Raw genomic sequence first — 22,833 nt, 5'->3', positions numbered from 1 at the left:
ATTCCATCATGCTTCAGTACGACCTTCCGGATGCGCAGGGCCATTTCGGCCCCTACGGCGGCAGTTTTGTCGCCGAGACCCTGTTCAAGGCCCTCGACGAGCTCAAGGAGGCCTATGCGCGCTATCGCGCCGACCCCGAGTTCCAGGCCGAATACCGCAACGAGCTCAAGCATTTCGTCGGGCGTCCGAGCCCGATCTACCACGCCGCACGCCTGAGCCGCGAACTCGGTGGCGCGCAGGTCTACCTCAAGCGCGAGGACCTGAACCACACCGGAGCGCACAAGATCAACAACACCATCGGCCAGGCGATGCTGGCGCAGCGCATGGGCAAGCGCCGGGTGATCGCCGAGACCGGCGCCGGCCAGCACGGCGTGGCCAGCGCCACCGTGGCGGCGCGCTACGGCATGCAGTGCGTGGTCTACATGGGCGCCGAGGACATCAAGCGCCAGTCGCCCAACGTCTACCGCATGCACCTGCTGGGCGCCGAGGTGGTGCCGGTGCACAGCGGCTCGAAGACCCTGAAGGACGCGCTCAACGAAGCGCTGCGCGACTGGGTCACCCATGTGGAGGACACCTTCTACATCATCGGCACCGTGGCCGGCCCGCATCCCTACCCGATGATGGTGCGCGATTTCCAGCGCGTCATCGGCGACGAATGCCTGGTGCAGATGCCGGAGATGGTCGGGCGCCAGCCCGACGCCGTGCTGGCCTGCGTGGGCGGCGGCAGCAACGCGATGGGCATCTTCTACCCCTACATCGAGCATGCGCAGGTGCGCCTGATCGGCGTGGAGGCGGGCGGCGAGGGCCTGGCCAGCGGACGCCACGCGGCCTCGCTGGGCGCGGGGGTGCCCGGCGTGCTGCACGGCAACCGCACCTACGTGCTGCAGGACGAGGCCGGCCAGATCGCCGAGACCCACTCGGTGTCGGCCGGCCTGGACTACCCCGGCGTGGGCCCCGAGCATGCGTGGCTGAAGGACAGCGGGCGCGCCGAATACGTGGCGGTGACCGACTCCGAGGCGCTGGAGGCCTTCCATCGCCTGTGCCGCACCGAGGGCATCATCCCGGCGCTGGAATCCAGCCACGCGCTGGCCCAGGCCATCAAGATGGCGCCGGGCATGCGCTCCGACCAGATCCTGCTGGTGAACCTGTCGGGCCGCGGGGACAAGGACATCGGCAACATCGCCGACCTCAGCCGCGCCGAGTTCTTCTGCCGGCCTTCCTGCAAGGGGCGTTCATGAGCCGCATCGCACCGAGCTTCGCGCGCCTGGCCGCGCAGGGGCGCAAGGCCCTGATCCCCTACGTCACGGCCGGTGACCCGGCGCCCGAGACCACGGTGCCGCTGCTGCACGCGCTGGTGGCGGCGGGCGCCGACATGCTCGAACTCGGCGTGCCCTTCTCCGACCCGATGGCCGACGGCCCGGTGATCCAGCGCGCCAACGAGCGCGCGCTGGCGCGCGGTGTCAGCCTGCGCCAGGTGCTGCAGTGGGCGCGCGAGTTCCGCGCCGCTGACGCCGACACGCCGCTGGTGCTGATGGGCTACGCCAACCCCATCGAGCGCTTCGGCGTCGAGGCCTTCGTCGCGGCCTGCGCGGACAGCGGGGTCGACGGCGTGCTGGTGGTCGACTACCCGCCGGAGGAATCCGCCGAGTTCGCCGCGCGCCTGCGCGCCGCCGGCATCGACCCGATCTTCCTGCTCGCGCCCACGTCCACCGAATCGCGCATGGCGCAGGTCGGCGGGCTGGCCGCCGGCTACGTGTACTACGTCTCGCTCAAGGGCGTGACGGGTGCCGCGCACCTGGACGTGGCGCAGGTGGCGCAGCGTGTGCAGGAAGTGCGCCGCCACGTGCGCCTGCCGCTGGCCGTGGGCTTCGGCATCCGCGACGCGGCCGGTGCCGCCGCGGTGGCCGGCTGCGCCGACGCGGTGATCATCGGCTCGCGCATCATCGAGCTGATGGAGTCATGCGGCGGGAGCGGCGAGGCGATCGCCGCCGCCTCCGATTTCCTGCGCGGCGTGCGCGCCGCCGTCGACCGCGCGGCGGCCTCCGCCGGCAACCCGGCATTCGAGGAGATATCCCCATGAGTTGGCTCGAGAAACTGCTGCCCCCGAAGATCCAGCCCTCCGAGGCCGGCAGCCGGCGCCAGATGCCCGAAGGGCTGTGGCTCAAGTGCCCTTCCTGCGAGACGGTGCTGTACAAGACCGACCTGGAGCAGAACCAGTACGTGTGCCCGAAGTGCGCGCACCACATGCGCATCGGCGCGCGCCAGCGCCTGGACGCGCTGCTCGACGGTGAAGGCCGCTACGAGATCGGCCAGGAAGTGCTGCCCATCGACGCGCTGAAGTTCAAGGACAGCCGCAAGTACCCCGAGCGCCTGCGCGAGGCGCTGGAGACCACGCAGGAGACCGACGCGCTGATCGTGGTCGGCGGGGCCATCCAGAGCGTGCCGGTGGTCGTCGCCTGCTTCGAGTTCGAGTTCATGGGCGGCTCCATGGGCTCGGTGGTGGGCGAGCGCTTCGTGCGCGGCGTCGACACCGCGCTGGAGCAGAAGGTGCCGTTCCTGTGCTTCACCGCCACCGGCGGCGCGCGCATGCAGGAAGGCCTGCTCAGCCTGATGCAGATGGCCAAGACCAACGCCGCGCTGGCGCGCCTGGCCAAGGCGCGCATCCCCTACGTGAGCGTGCTCACCGACCCGACCATGGGGGGCGTGTCGGCCTCCTTCGCCTTCGTCGGCGACATCGTGCTGGCCGAGCCCAAGGCCCTGATCGGATTCGCCGGCCCGCGGGTGATCGAGAACACGGTGCGCGAAAAGCTTCCCGAGGGCTTCCAGCGCTCGGAATTCCTGCAGCAGAAGGGGGCGGTCGACCGCATCGTCGACCGCCGCGAGCTGCGCGGCGAACTGGCCCACCTGCTCGCCATGCTGCAGCGCCAACCCGCCGATGCCGTCGTCGGCTGAGCGCGGCGCCGTGGCGCCGCCGGTGGCCCCCGGCGCGCCGATGGAGCAGTGGAGCCTGCAGGACTGGCTGGATCATGCGCAGCGCCTGCACGCGCAGGCCATCGAACTGGGGCTGGAGCGCGTGCAGCGGGTGCGCGAGGCCATGGGCCTGCGCCTGGACTGCACCGTGTTCACGGTCGGCGGCACCAACGGCAAGGGCTCCACCTGCGCCTTCGTCGAACAGGTGCTGCTGGCCGCGGGCTACCGCGTGGGCGTGTATTCCTCGCCCCACCTGGTGCATTTCGAGGAACGCTGCCGCGTCGGCGGCGCCCCGGTGGACGCGGCGGCGCTGCCCGCGCACATGCTGGCCGTGGAGCGCGCTCGCGCCGGCCTGCAGCCGCCGGTGCCGCTGACCTATTTCGAATTCACCACCCTGGCCATTCTCGACCTGCTCGCCGCGTCGCGCCTGGATGCGGCCGTGCTGGAGGTCGGCATGGGCGGGCGCCTGGACGCGGTCAACGTGGTCGACGCCGACTGCGCGGTGGTCACCGGCGTGGCGCTGGACCACATGGAATTCCTCGGCCCCGACCGCGAGGCCATCGGCTTCGAGAAGGCGGGCATCTTCCGCGCCGGCCGCACGGCCGTGGTCGCCGACCCCGATCCGCCGCGCAGCCTGCTCGCACATGCCGAGGCGCTGGGAGTGCGCCTGTGGTGCGTGGGGCGGGATTTCGGCTGGAGCAGCGCCGACCGGCAGCAATGGGACTACCGCGGCCCCACGCGCAAGGTGCCCGGGCTGGCCTACCCGGCCATGCGCGGCGTGCGCCAGCTGCGCAACGCCAGCGCCGCGCTGGCGGCGCTGGAGGCCGTGCGCGAGCGCCTGCCCGTGAGCGCGCAGGACCTGCGCATGGGCCTGGCGCAGGCGGAACTGCCCGGGCGCTTCCAGGTGCTGCCGGGGCAACCGGCCGTGGTGCTCGACGTCGCGCACAACCCGGAGGCTGCCGGGGTGCTCGCCGAGAGCCTGGATGCCATGGGCTATTTCCCGAATACCCATGCAGTTTTTGGGGCTATGGCGGACAAGGACCTCGCCGGCATCGTGGCGGCGCTGGCGCCGCTGGTGCGGGCCTGGCATCTGTGCGAACTGCCCACGCCGCGCGCGGCCTCCGCGCAGCACTTGCGCGGGCTGCTGCCGCCCGGCGCGCGCGCGAGCTGCCACGAGTCGCCGCGGGCCGCGTTGGCCGACGCGCTGTCGCAGGTCCAGCCCACCGATAGAATCGTGGTTTTCGGCTCCTTCTTCACGGTCGGCGACGTGCTCGCGCAACGCGCGCAGCGCCCGCGCGCCGCCTGAAGCCGCCCGGTCGACGGGCGGGGGTGGGCCGAAGCCGCCTGCCTGCCGAATCGACCCTATCCATGAAATTGCCCGGAAAGCGCGCCAAGGAAAGCTCCCGCGGCGGCGAATCGGTCGCGCGCCAGGCGCAGAGCGAGGAAGTCTTGCGCCTGCGCGCCCGCCGCCGCCTGATCGGCGCGGTGGCCCTGGTGCTGACCGGCGTGGTGGTGTTTCCGCTGATTTTCGAGACCCAGCCCCGCCCGGTGGCCTCCAACATCGCGCTGATCGTGCCCCCGCAGAACCAGGCCAGCGCAGTGGCGCCGCCCGCGCCGGCGGCCTCGCGCGTCGCGGCTCCAGGCCAGGCCGCGCTGCCCGGCGGCAGTTCGGCCGCGGGCCCGGCCCCGCGCAGCCAGCCGGTGCAGGCGCAGCCGCAGGCGGCGCAGGTCCAGCCGCAGCCGCAGCCGCAGCCGCAGCCTCAGGCGCGTCCGCAGCCCCCGGCGCAGCCGCGGCCCGAGGCGAAGGCCCAGGCCCGGCCCGCGCAGCCGGCCGAGCCGGCGGCGCAGCGCGCGCCGGCCGCCCAGGTCGCGCAGGCACGCCAGGCGCTGGCCGCGCTGGAGGACAAGGCCCCGTCGCAGATCCCCGCCGCGCAGGCCGAGCGCGCCGCCAAGCGCGAGTCCGAAGCCGCCTCGGCCTCGGCGGGCCAGCGTTTCGTGGTGCAGGCGGGCGCCTATGCCGACGCGGCCACCGCGCGCCAGGTGCGCCACCGCATCGACGCCGCCGGGCTGCACAGCTACACCCAGGTGGTCGACACCCCCGCCGGCAAGCGCGTGCGCGTGCGGGTGGGGCCCTTCGCGTCGCGCAGCCAGGCCGAGCACGCATTGCAGCGCATCCGGTCGCTGGGTATTTCCGCCGCCGTGCTGAGCCTGTGAACATCCTGGACTGGCTGTTGCTCGCGGGGCTGCTGCTGTCGGCCCTGGTCGGGCTATTGCGCGGCGCCGCCTACGAGCTGATCGCGCTGGGCGGCTGGTTCGCCGCCTTCGTGCTGGCCCACCTGTACGCGGCCTGGCTGGGCGCCTACCTGCTGGGCGACCTGGTGCGCCAGCCGGGGCTGCGCACGGCCCTGGCCTTCGTCGCCTGCTTCGTGCTCGTGCTGCTGGCCGCCGGCGTGCTGGCCACGCTGGCGCGCCTGCTGCTGCGCTCGACCGGGCTGGGCATGCTCGACCGCAGCCTGGGCGCCCTGTTCGGCGTGCTGCGCGGCGCGCTGGTCATCGTGCTGCTGGCGCTCGCGGCCGGCTACACCCAACTGCCTTCCAGCGACGTGTGGAAGGGCTCGCTGCTGGCGCCGCTGGCGTCGGCGGGGGCCGCGCGCGTCGCTCCCTTGCTGCCCCTCGAGACCGTGCAGGCACGCCCGTGGTGGACCCAGGCCCCGTGGGCCTCGGACCCGGGCAGGCCCGGCCCCGAGGCCACCCTTCCCGCGGCGGGCGCCAGCCTGCCCGCGGCCCGGGCACGCTGATCCCCGCGCGCCCATTCGTCTGCCTGACCCTGGAGTACCCGAATCATGTGCGGAATCGTCGGCGTGGTTTCGAAGCAGCCCGTGAACCAGATGATCTACGACGCGCTGCTGCTGTTGCAGCATCGCGGCCAGGACGCGGCCGGAATCGTCACCGGCCAGGGCGGCAAGCTGTACATGCAGAAGGCGCGCGGGATGGTGCGCGACGTGTTCCGCACGCGGACCATGCGCGCGCTGCCCGGCGACTACGGCCTGGGCCAGGTGCGCTATCCCACCGCCGGCAGCGCCGACAGCGAGGAGGAGGCGCAGCCCTTCTACGTCAACGCGCCCTTCGGGCTGGCACTGGCCCACAACGGCAACCTGATCAACACCGACACGCTGCGCGGTGAACTCAGCGGCGCCGACCACCGGCACATCAACACCGGGTCCGACTCGGAGGTGCTGCTCAACGTGCTGGCCCGCGAACTCGACCTGGTCTCCGACGGGCTGCCGCTCAAGCCCGAGGACCTGTTCCGCGCGGTGCGCGGGGTGCACCGGCGGGTGCGCGGCTCCTACGCCGTGGTGGCGCTGATCGCCGGGCACGGCTTGCTGGCCTTCCGCGACCCCTTCGGCATCCGGCCGCTGTGCGTGGGCACCAGCGAGACCGACGGGGTGATGGTGGCCAGCGAATCCGTGGCGCTGGAGGGCAACGGCTTTCGCCTGCTGCGCGACATCGCGCCGGGCGAGGCGCTGTACGTGGACCTGCAGGCCAACATGCGCTTCGAGCAGTGCGCCGAGGCGCCGCGCCTGAATCCCTGCATTTTCGAATTCGTCTACCTGGCCCGCCCCGACTCGGTGCTGGACGGCATCTCGGTGTACCAGGCGCGCCTGAACATGGGCGAGACCCTGGCGCAGCGCGTGATCTCGGTGATGCCGCCCAGCGAGATCGACGTGGTCATCCCGGTGCCCGAATCCAGCCGTCCGTCGGCCATGCAACTGGCCTGGAAACTGGGGCGCCCGTACCGCGAGGGTTTCGTGAAGAACCGCTACGTGGGGCGCACCTTCATCATGCCCGGGCAGGCGGTGCGCAAGCGTTCGGTGCGCCAGAAACTCAACGCCATCACCCAGGAATTCGAAGGGCGCAACGTGCTGCTGGTGGATGACTCCATCGTGCGCGGAACCACGTCGCGCGAGATCGTGCAGATGGCGCGCGAGGCCGGCGCTCGCAAGGTGTACCTGGCCTCGGCGGCGCCGCCGGTACGCTATCCCAACGTCTACGGCATCGACATGCCCACCGCGGCCGAACTGGTCGCGCACGGCCGCGACGTGGAGGAGATCCGCCGGCTGATCGGCGCCGACGCGCTGATCTACCAGGACCTGGAGGCGATGAAGCGCGCCGTGCGCCGCGTACGTTCCGACATCGAGACCTTCGAGGCCTCCTGCTTCGACGGCTGCTACATCACCGGCGACGTGGACGCCGCGCTGCGCGGGGAGCGCGGCGCGGGCGGCGACACTCCCGGCGGTGGCATGCTCGCGCTGCAGGGCCAGAGCCAGGAGGAGGCGCAGCCGTGAGCCGACACGCAGACGAGCCCCCGGAGGGCGGGGCCCCGCCGTCCTGGCATCCCGACACCGTGGCGGTGCGCGCCTCGGTGCCGCGCACGCCCTACGGCGAGCACAGCGAGGCGCTGTTCCTGAGCAGCAGCTTCGTGCAGCACGATGCGCGCAGCGCCGCCGCGCGCTTCGCCGGCGACGAGGATGGCTTCATCTATTCGCGCTTTTCCAACCCCAGCGTGGCGGCGATGGAAACCCGCCTGGCCGCGCTGGAAGGCGCGCAGGCGGCGCTGGCCACGGCCAGCGGCATGGGCGCCATCACGCTGCTCATGCTGGGCCTGCTGCAGGCCGGCGATCATGTGGTGTGTTCGCGTTCGGTGTTCGGCTCCACCATCAAGCTGCTCGGTGACATCTTCGGCAAGTTCGGCGTCGAGACCAGTTTCGTGTCGCAGACCGACGTGCGGGAATGGAAGGCGGCGATGCGTCCGGGGCGCACGCGCCTGCTGTTCGCGGAGACTCCGAGCAACCCGCTGACCGAGGTCTGCGACATCGCCGCGCTGGCCGCGCTGGCCCACGACGGCGGGGCGCTGCTGGTCGTGGACAACTGCTTCTGCTCGCCCGCGTTGCAACGCCCGCTGGACTTCGGCGCGGACATCGTCATGCACTCGGGCACCAAGTTCCTCGACGGCCAGGGGCGCACGCTGGCCGGCGCGCTGTGCGGCACGCGCGAACTCATCGAAGGCAAGCTGCTGCCGGTGCAGCGCAGCGCGGGCATCAGCCTGTCGCCCTTCAATGCCTGGGTGGTGCACAAGGGCATGGAGACCCTGGCGCTGCGCGTGCGCGAGCAAAGCGCGCGCGCGCTGGAGCTGGCGCTGTGGCTGGAGCAGCAGCCCGCGGTTGCGCGGGTGTACTACCCCGGCCTGGTGTCGCACCCGCAGCATGCGCTGGCCATGGCGCAGCAGTCGGGGCAGGGCGGCGCCGTGCTGTCCTTCGATCTGGGCGCCGACGGGCCGGAGCAGGCGCGCGAGCGCGCCTTCGCGCTGATCGACGCCACGCGCCTGTGCTCGATCACGGCGAACTTCGGCGACACCCGCACCACCATCACCCACCCGGCCAGCACCTCCCACGGACGTCTGAGCGAGGCGCAGCGCCAGGCCGCCGGAATCGGACAGGGGCTGATCCGCATCGGCGTCGGCCTGGAGCATCCTTCGGACCTGCAGGCCGACCTGGCGCCCGGCCTGCGCGCCGCCGGGGCCTGACCCACGCTTTCGGACTTCATCGCTCGCGCAGCCCATGACCTCGACTTCGGTACGTACCCGCTTCGCACCCAGCCCGACCGGCTTCATCCATCTCGGCAACATCCGCTCGGCCCTGTATCCCTGGGCCTTCGCCCGGCATCACGGCGGGCAGTTCGTGCTGCGCATCGAGGACACCGACACCGAGCGCTCGACCCAGGCCGCGGTGGACGTGATCCTCGAGTCCATGCAGTGGATGGGCCTGCACTACGACGAGGGCCCGATCTACCAGATGCAGCGCATGCAGCGCTACCGCGAGGTGCTGGCCCAACTTCTCGAGGCCGGGCACGCCTACCCCTGCTACATGAGCACCGCCGAGCTCGACGCGCTGCGCGAGCGCCAGATGGCCGCGGGGCTCAAGCCGCGCTACGACGGGACCTGGCGCCCCGAGCCGGGCAAGACCCTGCCCGCCGTGCCGCCGGGCGTGCAGCCGGTGCTGCGCTTCCGCACGCCCGCGCACGGCAGCGTGAGCTGGCCGGACCGCGTCAAGGGCCAGGTGAGTTTCGACAACGCCGAGCTCGACGACCTGGTGATCGCGCGCCCGGACGGTACGCCGACCTACAACTTCTGCGTGGTGGTGGACGACATCGACATGCGCATCACCCACGTGATCCGCGGCGACGACCACGTCAACAACACGCCGCGCCAGATCCACATCTTCCGCGCGCTGGGCAGCGAAGCGCCGGTGTACGCGCACCTGCCGACGGTGCTCAACGAGCAGGGCGACAAGCTGTCCAAGCGCAGCGGCGCGAAGAGCGTGCTGCAGTATCGCGACGAAGGCTACGTGGCCGACGCGATGGTCAACTACCTCGCGCGCCTGGGCTGGTCCCACGGGGACGAGGAGCTGTTCAGCCGCGAGCAGTTCGTGCAGTGGTTCGACCTCGAGCACCTGGGCCGTTCGGCGGCCCAATTCGACGGCGAGAAGCTCAAGTGGGTCAACGCCCAGTACCTGCGCGCGATGGAGCCGCAGCGCCTGGCGCAGTTGCTGCGCCCCTTCCTCGAGCGCCTGGGGCTGCGCGAGCAGGGCGTGAGCCTGGAGGCGGCAGCGGTGCTGCTGCGCGAGCGCGCGTCGACCCTGCTGGAAATCGCCGAGCTGTGCGCGATGTTCTACGCCGAGCCGGCACCCGATGCGCAGGCGCTGGAGCCCTTGCTGAGTGCGCCGGTGCGCGAGGCGCTGCGCGCGCTGGCGGCGGCGCTGGAGGGCCTGCCGGCCTGGGACGCCGCGTCGGTGGGCGCGGCGCTCAAGCAGGTGCTGGGCGAGCACAAGCTGAAGATGCCGCAGCTGGCGATGCCCCTGCGCCATCTGGTCACGGGGCGCGCGCAGACTCCGTCGGTGGACGCGGTGCTGGTGCTGTTCGCACGCGAGACGGTGCTGCAGCGCGTACGTGCGGGAATCGGCGCACAGGGAAGTGCCTGAGCTGCCCTGTGGCGCTGACGCGACGTTTCGGGTTACAATTACTGAGTGCGCCCGAGGGGAGGCAGCTCGCAGGAATGCGGGTTCCGAGCCGCGGGTCTGGTGCCGGCATGGGCCCGCTTGGGGGCGGTTTCGAGCAAAAAGCTCGAAATCCCGTTCCTGGCCGAGGATGATTCGCCTGCGATTCCTTCTGGTTTCGCAAAGTGAAAACCATCTCGCGGCGGGTCAGTGTACCTGGATGCCTCGGGTTGTCCATACCCGACGCGAGGGAGGGGTTGCATCCCCGGGCATCGGATCCGGCTTCCACCCCCGTGGTGCTGGCAGGTCCGCGCCTCGTATCGCGCGGGGTCGGGCCGAGGATGGTGTATGGCTTTTGAAAAGGGCGAGCCGTGGCGAAAACGACGACTACTACGCGCAAATCCGGGGACGTGGACACCAGCGAGACGGTGAGCACCAAGCCCCAGGCGTCCAAGCAGGCCCCCAATCCCTGGGATCTGATGATGGAGAACGCCGCGGAGGTCGCGTCGACCTTTCGCAAGCGCCCGCAGGTGAAGGTGTCCTCGCCGTGGCGCGAAGGTTTCGGGCGTCCCCTCTCGCAGCGCTCGCGCGAGATCTACGAACACATCACCGCGAACAAGACGCGCCTGAAGCAGAAGTGAGCTTCGCGGGGCTGCCTGCGGCGGCCCTCGGCCGGCCCGGGCGGGCTTCGATGCAGACTCAGCGCGCGCGGGCCAGGGCCTGCGCGCAGTCGTGCACCAGGCCCGGGCCGCGATAGATCAGCCCGCTGTACAACTGCACCAGGTCCGCGCCGCAACGCCGTTTCTCGACCGCGTCGGCGGGGTCCATCACCCCTCCGACCCCGACGATGGGGTAGCCGGGCCCCAGGTGTTCGCGCAGCAGCGAGATCACGCGGTTGGAAGCCTCGCGCAGCGGGGCGCCGCTGAGGCCCCCGGCCTGCTCGGCATGCGCCAGGCCCTCGACGCCGCGGCGCGAGATGGTCGTGTTGGTGGCGATCACCCCGTCCATGCCGTGGCGCACCAGCGCGTCGGCCAGCGCATGGATCTGCGGCGGCTCCAGGTCGGGCGCCACCTTCAGCAACATGGGGACACGGCGACCTTGTTCCTGCGCCAGGCGTTCGCGCAGTTCGGCCAGCCCGCCGAGCAGGCCCTCCAGCGCATCGTCGCTCTGCAGCTGGCGCAGGCCCGCGGTGTTGGGCGAGGACACGTTGACGGTCACGTAGTCGGCATGTTCGTGCACGGCGCGCAGGCAGCTGGCGTAGTCCTGCAGCGCCGATTCGATGGGCGTGGCGGCGTTCTTGCCGATGTTCAGGCCCAGCGGAACCTCGCGGCGGCTGCGGCGCACGTTGCGCAGGAAGGCCTCCAGGCCCTGGTTGTTGAAACCCATGCGGTTGATCAGCGCGCGCGCCTGCGGCAGGCGGAACATGCGCGGGCGCGGGTTGCCGCCTTGCGCCAGCGGCGTCACCGTGCCGACCTCGACGAAACCGAAGCCCAGCGCGGCGAGGGCGTCGATGGCCTCGCCGTTCTTGTCCAGCCCGGCGGCCAGGCCCACGCGGTTGGGGAATTCCAGGCCCAGCAGGCGCACGGGGTCGATCACCCGCGGCTGCGCGAGCAGCAGGCTGAGGCCGCACTGGTGCATGGTGCGCAGCGCACGCAGGCCCAGGTGATGGGCGGCTTCCGGATCCAGCCGGAACAACAGCGGGCGGATCAGCGCGTAGGGCAGGGGCATCGCGGGGGTGGGCTGCAAGAGCCGTTCGGAGCAGCGGCGATAATAAGGGCTTTGTCTTTCCCGACCGCGCGCTGCGACTCGGCGCGCTTCCTTCCCTCCCTTGCACGCGGCAGGCTCGCATGACCCAGGACGAACTCAAACAGGCGGTGGCGCGCGAGGCGCTGCGTTTCGTGGTGCCCGGCGCGGTGATCGGCGTCGGCACCGGCTCCACGGTGAACCATTTCATCGACGCGCTGGCCGGCATCCGCGACCGCGTGCGCGCGGCGGTGTCGAGTTCGGAGCGCAGCACCGAACGGCTGCGCGCGCACGGCATCGAGGTGCTGGACCTCAACGAGGTGTCCACGCTCCCGGTATACGTGGACGGCGCCGACGAGATCGACCCCGGCGGAGCCATGATCAAGGGCGGCGGCGGAGCGCTGACGCGCGAGAAGATCATCGCCGAGGCCGCCGAGCGTTTCGTGTGCATCGTCGACGCCAGCAAGCTGGTGCCGGTGCTCGGCGCCTTCGCGCTGCCGGTGGAGGTGGTGCCGATGGCGCGCGAACTGGTGCGCGCGCGCCTGCGCGACCTGGGCGGCGAACCCCGCCTGCGCGAGGGCTACCTCACCGACAACGGCAACCAGATCCTGGACGTGCACGGGCTGCGCATCGAGCATCCGGCCGAGCTGGAAAGCCGCCTGAACCAGATTCCCGGCGTGGTCACGGTGGGCCTGTTCGCCCGCCGCGGCGCCGACGTCGCGCTGGTGGGCGGCGCCGACGGCGTCACGCAGCGCGACTACGCGTAGGGCAGGTCCGCGACGGGCCGCGATCGCGCGCGCCGGCGGCGGCCGGGCCCCGCGCGGAGCAGGACCCTAGAACTTGAACCCAGGCGGGGCGTTGGGGTCGGGCGGGGGCGCCACCGAGGGCTGGGGCGGCGAGGTCGTGCCGGCGGGCGCCCGGGCGGAACCGGGCAGCCCCGGAAGCGGGGCGGGGGTGCCCGCCAGCGGCCGGGGGATGGCGAAGCGGTAGTCCTTGGGCAACTCGGAATGCTGCGGGTAGCCGGCGGAGTTCAGCGCCTGGTTCCAGGCCGCGGAGTTGAAGCCCGGCGAGAGCTTCACGCCGGCCACGCTCAGCAGCGGCACCTGCATGCCGGGGTCGAGGGCCTTGAAGGCCTCGGCGTCCTGCGGAGAAACGATGGTCTTCTCGTCGTAGGGAACGCCGCGCTGGCGCAGCAGCTCGATGCCGTCGTCGCAGGCCTTGCAGGCGGGCGCGGTGTAGACCACCACCGGAGCCTGCTGCTGCAGCTGGCGCAGGCGCGGCGGCAGCTCCTCGCCGCCGGCGGACGCCGGGGCCTGCACGCGCGGCGCCGTGCCCCGCTGCACCGCGGCGCCCCCGGACGAGGGCGGCACGTCGGTGAAGGTGACGCTGCCGTCGGGGCCGACGACCTTGTAGACCGCCCAGGCCGCCGGCGCGGGGCCGAGGAGCAGCGCGAAGCCGAGGGCGAACCCGGGTGCCAGGCGCAAGACGTGTCGCATCGCAATTGCCTCCAGTGGTGCCGGCGCGCCGGGCCCGGGCTCGCAGGCCCGGAACGCGCGGGACGGCTTGATGGTATCGCGCCTCGCGCCGCGGCCGGGGATCGGCGCGCGGGCGCCGTGGCTCAGCCGGCCATGCCCTGGTGGCGCAGCAGCGCGTCGATGCTGGGATCGCGGCCGCGGAAGGCGCGGAAGGATTCGATGGCGTCGCGGCTGCTGCCGCGTGCCAGGATCTCGTCGCGAAAGCGCGCGCCGGTGTCCGGGTCCAGCACGCCGTGTTCCTCGAACTGCGCGTAGGCGTCGGCCGACAGCACCTCGGCCCATTTGTAGCTGTAGTAGCCGGCCGCGTAGCCCCCGGCGAAGATATGCGAGAAGCTGTGCTGGAACCTGGCGAAGTCCGGGGGGAACACCACGGCCACCTCGCGGCGCACCCGCTCGGCCAGCTCGGCGACGGCCTGGGGGGTGGCTTCGCGCAGTTCCCGGTGCACGCGCAGGTCGAACAGCGAGAACTCCACCTGGCGCAGGGTCTGCATGCCGGCCTGGAAGTTGCGCGCCGCCACCATGCGCTCGAAGAGTTCGCGCGGCAGCGGCTCGCCGGTGTCCACATGGCGCCCGATGCCGCGCAGCACCTCCCATTCCCAGCAGTAGTTCTCGAGGAACTGGCTGGGGAGCTCCACCGCGTCCCATTCCACGCCCGACAGTCCGGAGGCGCCGAGTTCGTCCACGCGCGTAAGCAGGTGGTGCAGCCCGTGGCCGAATTCGTGGAACAGGGTCTGCACGTCGTCGTGGCTGAGCAGCGGAGGACGGCCGCCGACGCCGGAGGCGAAATTGCAGGTCAGCACCGCGACGGGAGTCTGCAGCGTGCCGTCCGCGCGCAGCCAGCGCGAGCGCAGGCCGTCCATCCAGGCACCACCGCGCTTGCCGGCTCGCGCGTGCAGATCGGTGTAGAAATGCCCCAGCAGGCGCCCGTCGGCCTGCTCGACGCGCCACAGGCGCACCTCGGGGTGCCAGACTCCGGCGGCCTCCTGCTCCAGCACCCGCACCCCGAACAGGCGGTGCACCAGATCGAACAGCCCGGCCAGCACCTGCGGCTCGGTGAAGTACTGGCGCAGCTGCTCCTCGGAATAGGCGTAGCGCCGCTCGCGCAGGCGCTCGGAGGCGAAGGCCAGGTCCCAGGACTGCAGATCCGCCATTTCCAGTTCGGCGGCCGCGAATTCGCGCAGCTCGCGCAGGTCGCGCTCGGCGTAGGGGCGGGCGCGCCGCGCCAGATCGAGCAGGAACTCCTCCACCTGCGCGGCGCTGTCGGCCATCTTGGTCTGCAGCGAGAGCTCCGCGTAATCGGCGAAACCCAGCAGGCCCGCGAGTTCGGCGCGCAGCGCCAGCAGATCGGCCATGATGGCCGAGTTGTCCAGGCGCGGGTCGCCCAGCTCGCTGGCGCGGGTGACGTAGGCGCGGTACATGGCCTGGCGCAGCGATCGATCGCGCGCATGCTGCATCAGCGGCACGTAGCTGGGCTGGTGCAGCGTGAACACCCAGCCGCCGGCCTGCCCCGCGGCCTCGCGCGCGGCCTGCACCAGATCCTCCGGCAGCCCCTGCAGCTGCGATTCCTCGGCGCGCAGCGAGAAGCCGTCGGTGGCGTCGAGCAGGTGTTCGGAAAAGGCCTGCTCCAGCTCGGCGCTGCGCTGCTCGATGGCCTCGAAGCGCGCGTGCGCCTCGCCGCGCAGCTCGGCGCCGGACAGGCGCAGGTCGCGCAGCGCGTGCTCGACGATGCGCCGGCGCAGCGCCGGCAGCGCGGCGAAGCCGGCGCCCTCGCGCAGCGACCGGTAGCGCGCGAACAGGCGCGGATCGGAGCCCAGCTCGGTCCACAGCTGTGTGACGTGGGGCAGCATGTCGTTGAAGGCGCGGCGCAGCTCGGGCGTGTCGGCCACCGCGTGCAGGTGCGACACCAGGCCCCAGGCGCGGCCCAGCGCCTCCGAGTCGGGCTCCAGCGCCTGCACCAGGTCGTCCCAGCTCGCGGGCCGTGCCGGGTCGCCGGCGCAGGCCTGCTCGTGCGCGGCGCGCAGGCGCGCCATGAGTTCGCGCAGCGCGGGCTCGACCTGCTCCGGGCGCAGCGCGCCGAAGTCGGGCAGCGCCAGCGGCGCGAGCACGGCATCGCCCAGCAGGGGATTGGCGGGCTGCGCGGCGGCAGCGGGGGTATCCGGGGACATCGGCGGGCTCCGTCAGGGCGCGCGGCCCGGCACAGGGGCCGCCGTGGCGTTTCAGGCCAGTTGTTCGCAGGCCTGCAGGGTATTGGACAACAACATGGCGATGGTCATCGGCCCGACCCCGCCTGGCACGGGGGTGATCCAGCCGGCGAGCTCGCGCGCGGCCTCGAAGTCCACGTCGCCGCAGAGCTTGCCGTCTTCCAGGCGGTTGATGCCCACGTCCAGCACCGCGGCGCCGGGCTTGATCATGTCGGCGCCGATCATGCGCGCGCGCCCCACCGCCGCCACCAGCACGTCGGCGCGCCGGCAGGTCTCGGCCAGGTCGGGGGTGCCGCTGTGGGCGATGGTGACGGTGGCGTTCATGCCCAGCAGCAGCATGGCCATGGGCTTGCCCACGATGTTCGAGCGCCCGACCACCACCGCGTGGCGCCCGCGCAGGTCGCCCAGGCCGATGTGTTCCAGCATGCGCACGCAACCCAGCGGCGTGCAGGGGCGCAGCCCCGGCCGGCCCACCATCAGCGCGCCGGCGTTGGCGACGTGGAATCCGTCGACGTCCTTGCGCGGCGAGATGGCCTCGATCACGCGCTGCGCGTGGATGTGCGCAGGCAGCGGCAGTTGCACCAGGATGCCGTGCACGCTGTCGTCCTGGTTCAGCGCGTGGATGCGCGCCAGCAGCTCGGCCTCGCGCAGTTCCGCGCCGTAGGTCTCGTGCAGCGAGCGCATGCCGGCCTGCTCGCAGGCGGCGATCTTGTTGCGCACGTACACCTGGCTGGCGGGGTCGGCGCCGACCAGGATCACCGCCAGCGTGGGCAGGCGGCCCGTGGCGCGCAGCGCGGCGGCGCGCTCGGCCACCTCCGCGCGCATCTGCGCGGCCAGCGCCTTGCCGTCGATGAGTCGGGCCGTCATCGCCGCGTCCTCAGGCCTTGCTCGACGCGCCCAGCGCGATCTTCAGCAGGTCGGCCACGGTGTTCGCGCCCAGCTTTTCCATGATGTTCGCGCGGTGCGCCTCGACCGTCTTGATGCTGATGTTCAGGTCGTCGGCGATCTGCTTGTTCAGGCGCCCGGCGACGATGCGCTCGAGCACCTGCGATTCGCGGCTGGTCAGCTTGGACAGCAGGGCCTCGCGGCTGGCGCTTTGCGCGTGCTCCTCCAGGTCCACGCGGGCCTTCTGCAGCATGCGGTCGACGAGGTCGCGCAGCAGGTTCTCGTTGAAGGGCTTCTCGATGAAGTCGATCGCGCCCTTTTTCATCGTGGCCACGGCCATGGGCACGTCGCCGTGGCCGGTGATGAAGGCCAGGGGAATGTTCTGTCCGCGCTGCAGCAGGCGCTCCTGCAGTTCCAGCCCGCTCATGCCGGGCATGCGCACGTCCACGATCAGGCAGGCCACTTCACGCGGGTCGAAGCGCGCCAGGAAGGCTTCCGCGGAGTCGAAGCAGCGCACCCGGTAGTCGTTGCCCTCGAGCAGCCACTGCAGGGAATCGCGTACCGCTTCGTCGTCGTCGATGACGTATACGGTGCCTTTGGTCGCTGGTTTCATGGGCTCGTGTGAAGGTCGGGTGCGGCGGGCGCTGCGGAAAGGTCCGTACCTTGGGCGGCCGCGCCGGTGGGCGCGGCGCCGCTACGGGGCGTGGGCTCCAGGGGCAGCGTGAAGCGGAACACGCTTCCGCTGAGAACCTCCCCATTGTATTGATTCTCGGCCCATAGACGACCTTCGTGGAATTCAACGATGGAGCGGCAGATGTTCAGTCCGATGCCCAATCCTTCGCTTTTCGTCGAGTAGAAGGCCTCGAACAAATGGCTCATCACTTCCTCGGACACACCGGTTCCGTTGTCGCGCACGATGAAGTGCACCTGGGCTTCGTCCTGCGCGATGTCGAGTTCGATGCTGCGCAGCACCCCCGCGCGCCCGGCCTTGTCCACCGCCTCGGCGGCATTGCGCAGCAGGTTCAGCAGCACCTGCTCGATCAGGATGGGGTCGGCGTGCAGCGCCGGGATGCCCGCGGCGATGTGGGTGAACAGGCGCACGTTGCGGCGGCGCAGGTCGATCTCGGCCAGTTCCAGCGTGTTCTGCACGATGTCCTGCACGCGGCAGGCCACGCGGTGGGGTTCGCTCTTCTTGACGAAATCGCGCACGCGGCGGATCACCGCGGCCGCGCGCTGCGCCTGGCGCGCGGTCTTCTCCAGCGCGGGCTGCAGTTCCTCGGCCGGCATCGAGCGGTTGCGCAGGCGCGCGATCATGCCCGAGCAGTAGTTGTTGATGGCGGTCAGCGGCTGGTTGAGTTCGTGCGCCAGCGAGGATGCCATCTCGCCCATGGCGATCAGGCGGCTGGTGATCTGGGCCTTCTCCTCCTGGTTGCGCGCCACGTCCTCGGCCTGGTGGCGCGCGGTCACGTCGGTGGCGATGAGCATCTGCACCACGCGCGCGTCCACCCACTGGATGTAGCGCTGGCGCACGTCGAACCAGCGGTCCAGCGAGGCCACGTGGATCTCGTGCACCTGCGCCTGGGTGTGCAGGAACTCGTCGGTGGGCAGGCCGGCGAAGCTGTCGACCGCGTCGTCCCCGTCCACGCCGGCCCCCGGCGGCGGGTCCTGCCCGCTGAGCAGGTGGTGGCCGTGGGCGGAGGCCCCGAACCACTGGCGGTACAGCTTGTTCGCGTACAACTGCTCGTCGCGGTCGATGGCCAGCACCGACACGGCCGCGTCCAGGCCCTCGAGCACGGCCACGAAACGCTCGTGGGAGGCCGCCAGTTCCTGGCGGATGCGCGTGGGCTCGGTGATGTCGGTGATCGAGGTGACCCAGCCGGTCTGGCGGTCGCGGTTGTCGATCAGCGCCGAGACGTACACCCGTGCGTCGAATTCGCTGCCGTCCTTGCGCGCCAGCTTGAGCGCGAAGCCCGAGGGCGGCGCCAGCCCGTCCAGGGTCTGCTGCAGCGCCAGCGCCATCTCGGCCGAGCGCCGCGCCGGCCAGTAGGGGTGCGGCGGCGCGCGGCCGACCAGATCGTGCTCGGAAAAGCCGGTCATCTTGCAAAAGGCCATGTTCACGTAGCTGATGCGGCCCTTCAGGTCGATGGCCTGCATGCCGGTGGACAGGGAGTTCTCCATGGCGCGCCGGAACGCGGTCTCGCGCGTCAGGCTTTCCTGCGCCTGCAGGCGCTCGCGCATCTGGCGCCAGCTGCCCCATTGCATCCACAGCATCAGCGCCGACAGCACGAACACCGCCCAGTACAGGCCGCGCACCGTCCAGCCCGGCGCCGAGTGGAAGCTGCTCACCCGCATGGCCAGGCCGGCGTCGAAGGGGTGCAGCGCCACCAGGTACCGCAGGGGCTTGCGCGCCAGGTCGCCGGTGGCGGTACTGGCGATCACGTCGCCGGTGACGTGGTCGACCAGCGCCACCGCGTAACGGCTGCTCAGCTCCTGCACCGTGGTGCCGCGCATCAGGCCGTCGATGGCGAACACTGCGCCGACCGTGCCGGCGAACTGCGAGCCCAGCATGACCGGCGTGGCCGACTCCACCACCCAGCCCAGGCGCGGCAGGTGGTAGGGCAGGCTGTACACCGTGCGCTGGCGCTGGCGCGCCTGCAGCTGCAGTTGCAGCGACATGGGCTGCGCCGGGCGGTGCTGGGCGTCGATCCATTGCAGGTCGCGGGGCACGGCGGGGCTCATGACCAGGTGTTCGAGCTTGCCGTCGGGGTCGGTGGCGTAGACCACCACCGTCAGCGCGTGCTGGTGCAGGAAGGAGGCGGCCATGGCCGGAAAACGCTCGTTGCCCCGGCGCGTCTCCAGGGAGTTGGCCATGGATTGCAACTGCTCCTGCATCAGGGCCATTTCCAGGCTCATGCGCTGGCGCGCCCATTCACTGTCACGCTGCAGGGTGTCGTTCTCCCGCTGCAGCTCGGTCTGCTGCGTATAGCGCACCAGCGCGGCGGCCGCGCCGAGGAACAGCACCAGCGACAGCAGGGGCACGAACAGCAGCAGCAGGTCCGCGCGCCGGCTGTGCAGCAGCGGGCGCACGCGCTGGCGCAGGCGTCGGAGGAGGGTCGGGAACAGGCTCACGGCGCAAGTCTAGTCAACAGCCTGATAGGCAAAGGGCCCCGATCGGAGCATGCTGTATGCAGGAGGGTCGATACGTCAAATTCCATATTGTAAAACCGGATGTTGTAATTCAAAAAATTCTTTGCAATACTCGCTTCCTGGAAGGCATCGGGCTGCCCCGGACCCTTCCGAATTCCGCGTATGCGCGGCGCCTGCGAAGCGCCGGCCGCGGGAGATCCGACATCCAGAGGAGACCACGATGGCAGCAGTACCCGATCAATCGCCCGCGCCCGCCGCGAACGACGCCGATCCCCAGGAAACCCGCGAGTGGCTCGATGCCCTGCAGGCGCTGATCGCCAGCGAGGGTCGCGAGCGCGCCCACTACCTGCTCGAGCAACTGCTCGACCAGGCGCGCCAGGACGGGGTGGACATGCCCTTCTCGGCCAACACCGCCTATGTGAACACCATCCCGCCGGACCTGGAAGAGCGCAATCCCGGCAATGTCGAGATCGAGGAGCGCCTGCGCGCCTACATGCGCTGGAACGCGATGGCCATGGTGGTGCGCGCGAACCGGCTGCACCCGGCCGACGGCGGCGACCTGGGCGGGCACATCGCCTCCTTCGCCTCGCTGGCGACCATGCTGGGCGCCGGGTTCAACCACTTCTGGCACGCGCCCAGCGAAGACCACGGTGGAGACCTGGTGTATTTCCAGGGGCACAGCGCGCCGGGCATCTATGCCCGCGCCTACATGGAGGGCCGCCTGAGCGACGAGCAGCTGGACAACTTCCGCCAGGAAGTCGGCGGCAAGGGCCTGTCGAGCTACCCGCACCCGAAGCTCATGCCGGATTTCTGGCAGTTCTCGACCGTGTCCATGGGCCTGGGCCCGATCATGGCGATCTATCAGGCGCGCTACCTGAAGTACCTGCACGCGCGCGGAATCGCCGACACCTCCAAGCGCAAGGTCTGGGTGTTCTGCGGCGACGGCGAGATGGACGAGCCGGAATCCCTGGGCGCGATCGGCCTGGCCGCGCGCGAGAAACTCGACAACCTGGTGTTCGTGGTGAACTGCAACCTGCAGCGCCTGGACGGCCCGGTGCGCGGCAACGGCAAGATCATTCAGGAGCTGGAGGCGGAATTTCGCGGCTCGGGCTGGAACGTGATCAAGCTGATCTGGGGCTCCTACTGGGATCCGCTGCTGGCGCGCGACAAGGACGGCATCCTGCGCCAGGTGATGATGGACGTGCTGGACGGCGACTACCAGGCCATGAAGGCCAACGACGGCGCGTTCGTGCGCAAGCACTTCTTCGGGCGCCATCCCCAGCTGCTGGAGATGGTCAAGAACATGAGCGACGAGGACATCTGGCGCCTCAACCGCGGCGGCCATGACCCGAACAAGGTCCATGCCGCCTTCCACGCCGCCGCCACCCACCAGGGCCAGCCCACGGTGCTGCTGGTCAAGACCATCAAGGGCTACGGCCTGGGCCAGGCCGCCGAGGCGCGCAACGTCGCGCACCAGGTCAAGAAGCTTACCGACGAGGACATCCGCGAGTTCCGCGACCGCTTCAACATCCCGGTGCCCGACCACGAACTGCCCAAGCTGCCGTTCTTCAAGCCGGCCGACGACACGCCGGAGATGCAGTACCTGCACGCGCGGCGCAAGGCGCTGGGCGGCTACCTGCCGCAGCGCCGCACCAAGGCCGACGAGCAGTTCACGCTGCCGCCGCTGGCCGAGATCTTCAAGCCCACGCTCGAGCCCACGGCCGAGGGGCGCGAGATCTCCACCACCCAGGCCTACGTGCGCTGCCTGAACCAGCTGCTGCGCGACAAGGCGCTGGGCCCGCGCGTGGTGCCCATCCTGGTCGACGAGACCCGCACTTTCGGCATGGAGGGCCTGTACCGCCAGATCGGCATCTACGCCCCCGAGGGCCAGAAGTACACCCCGGTCGACCGCAGCGAGGTGATGTACTACCGGGAGGACAAGTCGGGCCAGGTCCTGCAGGAAGGCATCACCGAGGCGGGGGGCATGTGCTCCTGGATCGCCGCGGCGACCTCCTACTCGCACAGCAACCGCATCACCATCCCGTTCTTCATCTACTACTCGATGTTCGGCTTCCAGCGCATCGGCGACCTGATCTGGGCCGCCGGCGACATGCTGGCGCGGGGCTTCCTGCTCGGCGGCACCTCGGGGCGCACGACCCTGAACGGCGAAGGCCTGCAGCACGAGGACGGACACAGCCAGCTGATGGCGTCCAACGTGCCCAACTGCGTCAGCTACGACCCCAGCTTCGCGCACGAAGTGGCGGTGATCCTGCACCGCGGCCTGCAACGCATGGTGGTGAACCAGGAGGACGTGTTCTTCTACATCACCCTGCTCAACGAGAACTACGCGCAGCCCGGGCTGAAGCCCGGCACCGAGGAGCAGATCCTCAAGGGCATGTACCTGTGCCGCGACGGCGCCGCCAAATCGGGCAAGCTGCGCGTGCAGCTGCTGGGCTCCGGCTCCATCCTGCGCGAGGTGCTGGCGGCGGCCGAGCTGCTGGAACAGGACTGGGGCGTGGCGGCCGACGTGTGGAGCTGCCCGAGCTTCAACGAGCTGGCCCGCGAGGGGCGTGACTGCGAGCGCTGGAACCTGCTGCATCCGAAGGAGCCGCAGCGCAAGAGTTTCGTGGCGCAGCAGCTGGAGTCCCATGCGGGCCCGGTGGTCGCCTCCACGGACTACGTGCGCATGTTCGCCGAGCAGATCCGTCCCTTCCTGCCTGACGACCGCGCCTACCGCGTGCTGGGCACCGACGGTTTCGGCCGGTCGGACACCCGCACCAAGCTGCGGCGTCACTTCGAGGTGGACCGCCACTTCGTCGTGGTGGCCGCGCTGCGCAGCCTGGCCGACGAGGGCAAGCTCGACGCCTCGAAGGCCGCCGAGGCGATCCAGCGCTATGGCATCGACGTCGATCGCATCAACCCGCTGCTGGCCTGAGGCGCGGCGCGGAACGAACAGCCAGGAACACGGAGACACGCAATGGCGCAGATGCAGGTGAAGGTTCCCGACATCGGGGACTTCAAGGACGTGGAGGTGATCGAGCTGCTGGTCAAGCCTGGGGACAGGATCCAGGCGGAGCAGTCGCTGATCACGGTGGAGAGCGACAAGGCGAGCATGGAGATACCGAGCAGCGCGGGCGGGGTGGTGAAGGCGCTGCTGGTCAAGCTCGGGGACAAGGTGAACGAGGGCACGCCGCTGCTGGAGCTGGAGGCCGAGGAGGGCGCGAGCGCGCCGGCCGAGGCGGCGGCGCCGGCGGCCGGGCCTGCCGCGGCGCAGGCGCAGCAGCCTGCTGCGGCCCCGGC

General features: G+C 70.9%; 19 protein-coding genes. 13 read left to right on the top strand and 6 right to left on the bottom strand.

What is annotated here, in order from left to right; all coding sequences use genetic code 11:
* The first annotated feature begins 8 nt into the window (after positions 1-8).
* From trpB to D466_RS0114570, 10 genes are all read left to right on the top strand, one after another.
* Complete coding sequence (gene trpB / locus D466_RS0114615) at positions 9-1,238, top strand: tryptophan synthase subunit beta (RefSeq protein WP_026285311.1); 1,230 nt, start codon at positions 9-11, stop codon at positions 1,236-1,238.
* A complete protein-coding gene (gene trpA, locus D466_RS0114610) occupies positions 1,235-2,080 on the top strand; it encodes a tryptophan synthase subunit alpha (protein ID WP_018914453.1) in 846 nt (281 codons plus the stop codon). Before trpB ends, trpA begins: the two co-directional genes overlap by 4 nt.
* Complete coding sequence (gene accD, locus D466_RS0114605; protein ID WP_018914452.1) at positions 2,077-2,952, top strand: acetyl-CoA carboxylase, carboxyltransferase subunit beta; 876 nt, start codon at positions 2,077-2,079, stop codon at positions 2,950-2,952. Before trpA ends, accD begins: the two co-directional genes overlap by 4 nt.
* A 40-nt stretch (positions 2,953-2,992) precedes the next feature.
* On the top strand, positions 2,993-4,276 hold the full coding sequence (gene folC, locus D466_RS0114600; RefSeq protein ID WP_038166398.1) for a bifunctional tetrahydrofolate synthase/dihydrofolate synthase: 1,284 nt from the start codon (positions 2,993-2,995) through the stop codon (positions 4,274-4,276).
* Positions 4,277-4,338: 62 nt separating this feature from the next.
* Positions 4,339-5,184, top strand: a complete 846-nt coding sequence (locus tag D466_RS0114595; RefSeq protein ID WP_018914450.1) for an SPOR domain-containing protein — start codon at positions 4,339-4,341, stop codon at positions 5,182-5,184.
* Entirely contained in the window at positions 5,181-5,768 is a 588-nt protein-coding gene (locus D466_RS21900; protein WP_018914449.1) for a CvpA family protein, read from the top strand. The genes D466_RS0114595 and D466_RS21900 overlap by 4 nt, the downstream gene beginning before the upstream one ends.
* A 45-nt stretch (positions 5,769-5,813) precedes the next feature.
* The gene (gene purF, locus D466_RS0114585; RefSeq protein ID WP_018914448.1) at positions 5,814-7,316 is read left to right on the top strand and encodes an amidophosphoribosyltransferase; all 1,503 of its coding nucleotides are present in this window, start codon (positions 5,814-5,816) and stop codon (positions 7,314-7,316) included.
* Entirely contained in the window at positions 7,313-8,554 is a 1,242-nt protein-coding gene (locus tag D466_RS0114580; RefSeq protein WP_026285309.1) for an O-succinylhomoserine sulfhydrylase, read from the top strand. The genes purF and D466_RS0114580 overlap by 4 nt, the downstream gene beginning before the upstream one ends.
* Positions 8,555-8,588: 34 nt before the next feature.
* Complete coding sequence (gltX, locus tag D466_RS0114575) at positions 8,589-10,007, top strand: glutamate--tRNA ligase (protein WP_018914446.1); 1,419 nt, start codon at positions 8,589-8,591, stop codon at positions 10,005-10,007.
* 425 nt (positions 10,008-10,432) lie between these two features.
* Complete coding sequence (locus tag D466_RS0114570; RefSeq protein WP_018914445.1) at positions 10,433-10,663, top strand: hypothetical protein; 231 nt, start codon at positions 10,433-10,435, stop codon at positions 10,661-10,663.
* A 58-nt stretch (positions 10,664-10,721) separates the two neighbouring features.
* Here the strand turns inward: D466_RS0114570 and D466_RS0114565 are convergent, their stop codons facing one another.
* Complete coding sequence (locus tag D466_RS0114565) at positions 10,722-11,750, bottom strand: quinone-dependent dihydroorotate dehydrogenase (protein ID WP_018914444.1); 1,029 nt, start codon at positions 11,748-11,750, stop codon at positions 10,722-10,724.
* Positions 11,751-11,869: 119 nt separating this feature from the next.
* Between D466_RS0114565 and rpiA the strand changes: the two genes are divergently transcribed.
* A complete protein-coding gene (gene rpiA, locus D466_RS0114560) occupies positions 11,870-12,532 on the top strand; it encodes a ribose-5-phosphate isomerase RpiA (RefSeq protein ID WP_018914443.1) in 663 nt (220 codons plus the stop codon).
* Positions 12,533-12,598: 66 nt separating this feature from the next.
* Here the strand turns inward: rpiA and D466_RS21895 are convergent, their stop codons facing one another.
* The 5 genes from D466_RS21895 to D466_RS0114535 form a co-directional block, all read right to left on the bottom strand.
* Positions 12,599-13,261 (bottom strand): glutaredoxin family protein, encoded by a 663-nt coding sequence (locus D466_RS21895; RefSeq protein ID WP_018914442.1) that lies wholly within the window; start codon positions 13,259-13,261, stop codon positions 12,599-12,601.
* Positions 13,262-13,383: 122 nt separating this feature from the next.
* Positions 13,384-15,465: a M3 family metallopeptidase gene (locus D466_RS0114550; protein ID WP_018914441.1), complete on the bottom strand. Its 2,082-nt coding sequence runs from the start codon at positions 15,463-15,465 to the stop codon at positions 13,384-13,386.
* Between the two features lie 51 nt (positions 15,466-15,516).
* A complete protein-coding gene (folD, locus tag D466_RS0114545) occupies positions 15,517-16,368 on the bottom strand; it encodes a bifunctional methylenetetrahydrofolate dehydrogenase/methenyltetrahydrofolate cyclohydrolase FolD (protein ID WP_018914440.1) in 852 nt (283 codons plus the stop codon).
* Positions 16,369-16,378: 10 nt separating this feature from the next.
* Positions 16,379-16,999, bottom strand: coding sequence for a response regulator transcription factor (locus D466_RS0114540; protein WP_018914439.1), 621 nt, complete (start codon positions 16,997-16,999; stop codon positions 16,379-16,381).
* Positions 16,996-19,515, bottom strand: a complete 2,520-nt coding sequence (locus D466_RS0114535) for a PAS domain S-box protein (RefSeq protein WP_018914438.1) — start codon at positions 19,513-19,515, stop codon at positions 16,996-16,998. Before D466_RS0114535 ends, D466_RS0114540 begins: the two co-directional genes overlap by 4 nt.
* A gap of 238 nt (positions 19,516-19,753) precedes the next feature.
* On the opposite strand from D466_RS0114535, the gene aceE reads away from it, so the two are divergent.
* Entirely contained in the window at positions 19,754-22,468 is a 2,715-nt protein-coding gene (aceE, locus tag D466_RS0114530) for a pyruvate dehydrogenase (acetyl-transferring), homodimeric type (protein WP_018914437.1), read from the top strand.
* A 42-nt stretch (positions 22,469-22,510) separates the two neighbouring features.
* Positions 22,511-22,833: biotin/lipoyl-containing protein (locus D466_RS21890; RefSeq protein ID WP_038166389.1), on the top strand; the 323-nt coding region annotated here is incomplete at its 3' end.

Origin of the sequence: Thiomonas sp. FB-6 (assembly GCF_000377645.1) — a bacterium.
In the GTDB taxonomy this organism is placed as follows: Bacteria; Pseudomonadota; Gammaproteobacteria; order Burkholderiales; family Burkholderiaceae_C; genus Thiomonas_A.
The sequence above is the reverse complement of the archived record's forward strand: the minus strand, read 5'-3'. Positions and strand labels throughout refer to the sequence as shown.

Coding starts and splice junctions, on each gene's coding strand:
- trpB (WP_026285311.1), top strand. CDS start 9: ATGCTTCAGTACGACCTTCCGGATGCGCAGGGCCATTTCGGCCCCTAC.
- trpA (WP_018914453.1), top strand. CDS start 1,235: ATGAGCCGCATCGCACCGAGCTTCGCGCGCCTGGCCGCGCAGGGGCGC.
- accD (WP_018914452.1), top strand. CDS start 2,077: ATGAGTTGGCTCGAGAAACTGCTGCCCCCGAAGATCCAGCCCTCCGAG.
- folC (WP_038166398.1), top strand. CDS start 2,993: ATGGAGCAGTGGAGCCTGCAGGACTGGCTGGATCATGCGCAGCGCCTG.
- D466_RS0114595 (WP_018914450.1), top strand. CDS start 4,339: ATGAAATTGCCCGGAAAGCGCGCCAAGGAAAGCTCCCGCGGCGGCGAA.
- purF (WP_018914448.1), top strand. CDS start 5,814: ATGTGCGGAATCGTCGGCGTGGTTTCGAAGCAGCCCGTGAACCAGATG.
- gltX (WP_018914446.1), top strand. CDS start 8,589: ATGACCTCGACTTCGGTACGTACCCGCTTCGCACCCAGCCCGACCGGC.
- D466_RS0114565 (WP_018914444.1), bottom strand. CDS start 11,750: ATGCCCCTGCCCTACGCGCTGATCCGCCCGCTGTTGTTCCGGCTGGAT.
- rpiA (WP_018914443.1), top strand. CDS start 11,870: ATGACCCAGGACGAACTCAAACAGGCGGTGGCGCGCGAGGCGCTGCGT.
- D466_RS21895 (WP_018914442.1), bottom strand. CDS start 13,261: ATGCGACACGTCTTGCGCCTGGCACCCGGGTTCGCCCTCGGCTTCGCG.
- D466_RS0114550 (WP_018914441.1), bottom strand. CDS start 15,465: ATGTCCCCGGATACCCCCGCTGCCGCCGCGCAGCCCGCCAATCCCCTG.
- folD (WP_018914440.1), bottom strand. CDS start 16,368: ATGACGGCCCGACTCATCGACGGCAAGGCGCTGGCCGCGCAGATGCGC.
- D466_RS0114540 (WP_018914439.1), bottom strand. CDS start 16,999: ATGAAACCAGCGACCAAAGGCACCGTATACGTCATCGACGACGACGAA.
- aceE (WP_018914437.1), top strand. CDS start 19,754: ATGGCAGCAGTACCCGATCAATCGCCCGCGCCCGCCGCGAACGACGCC.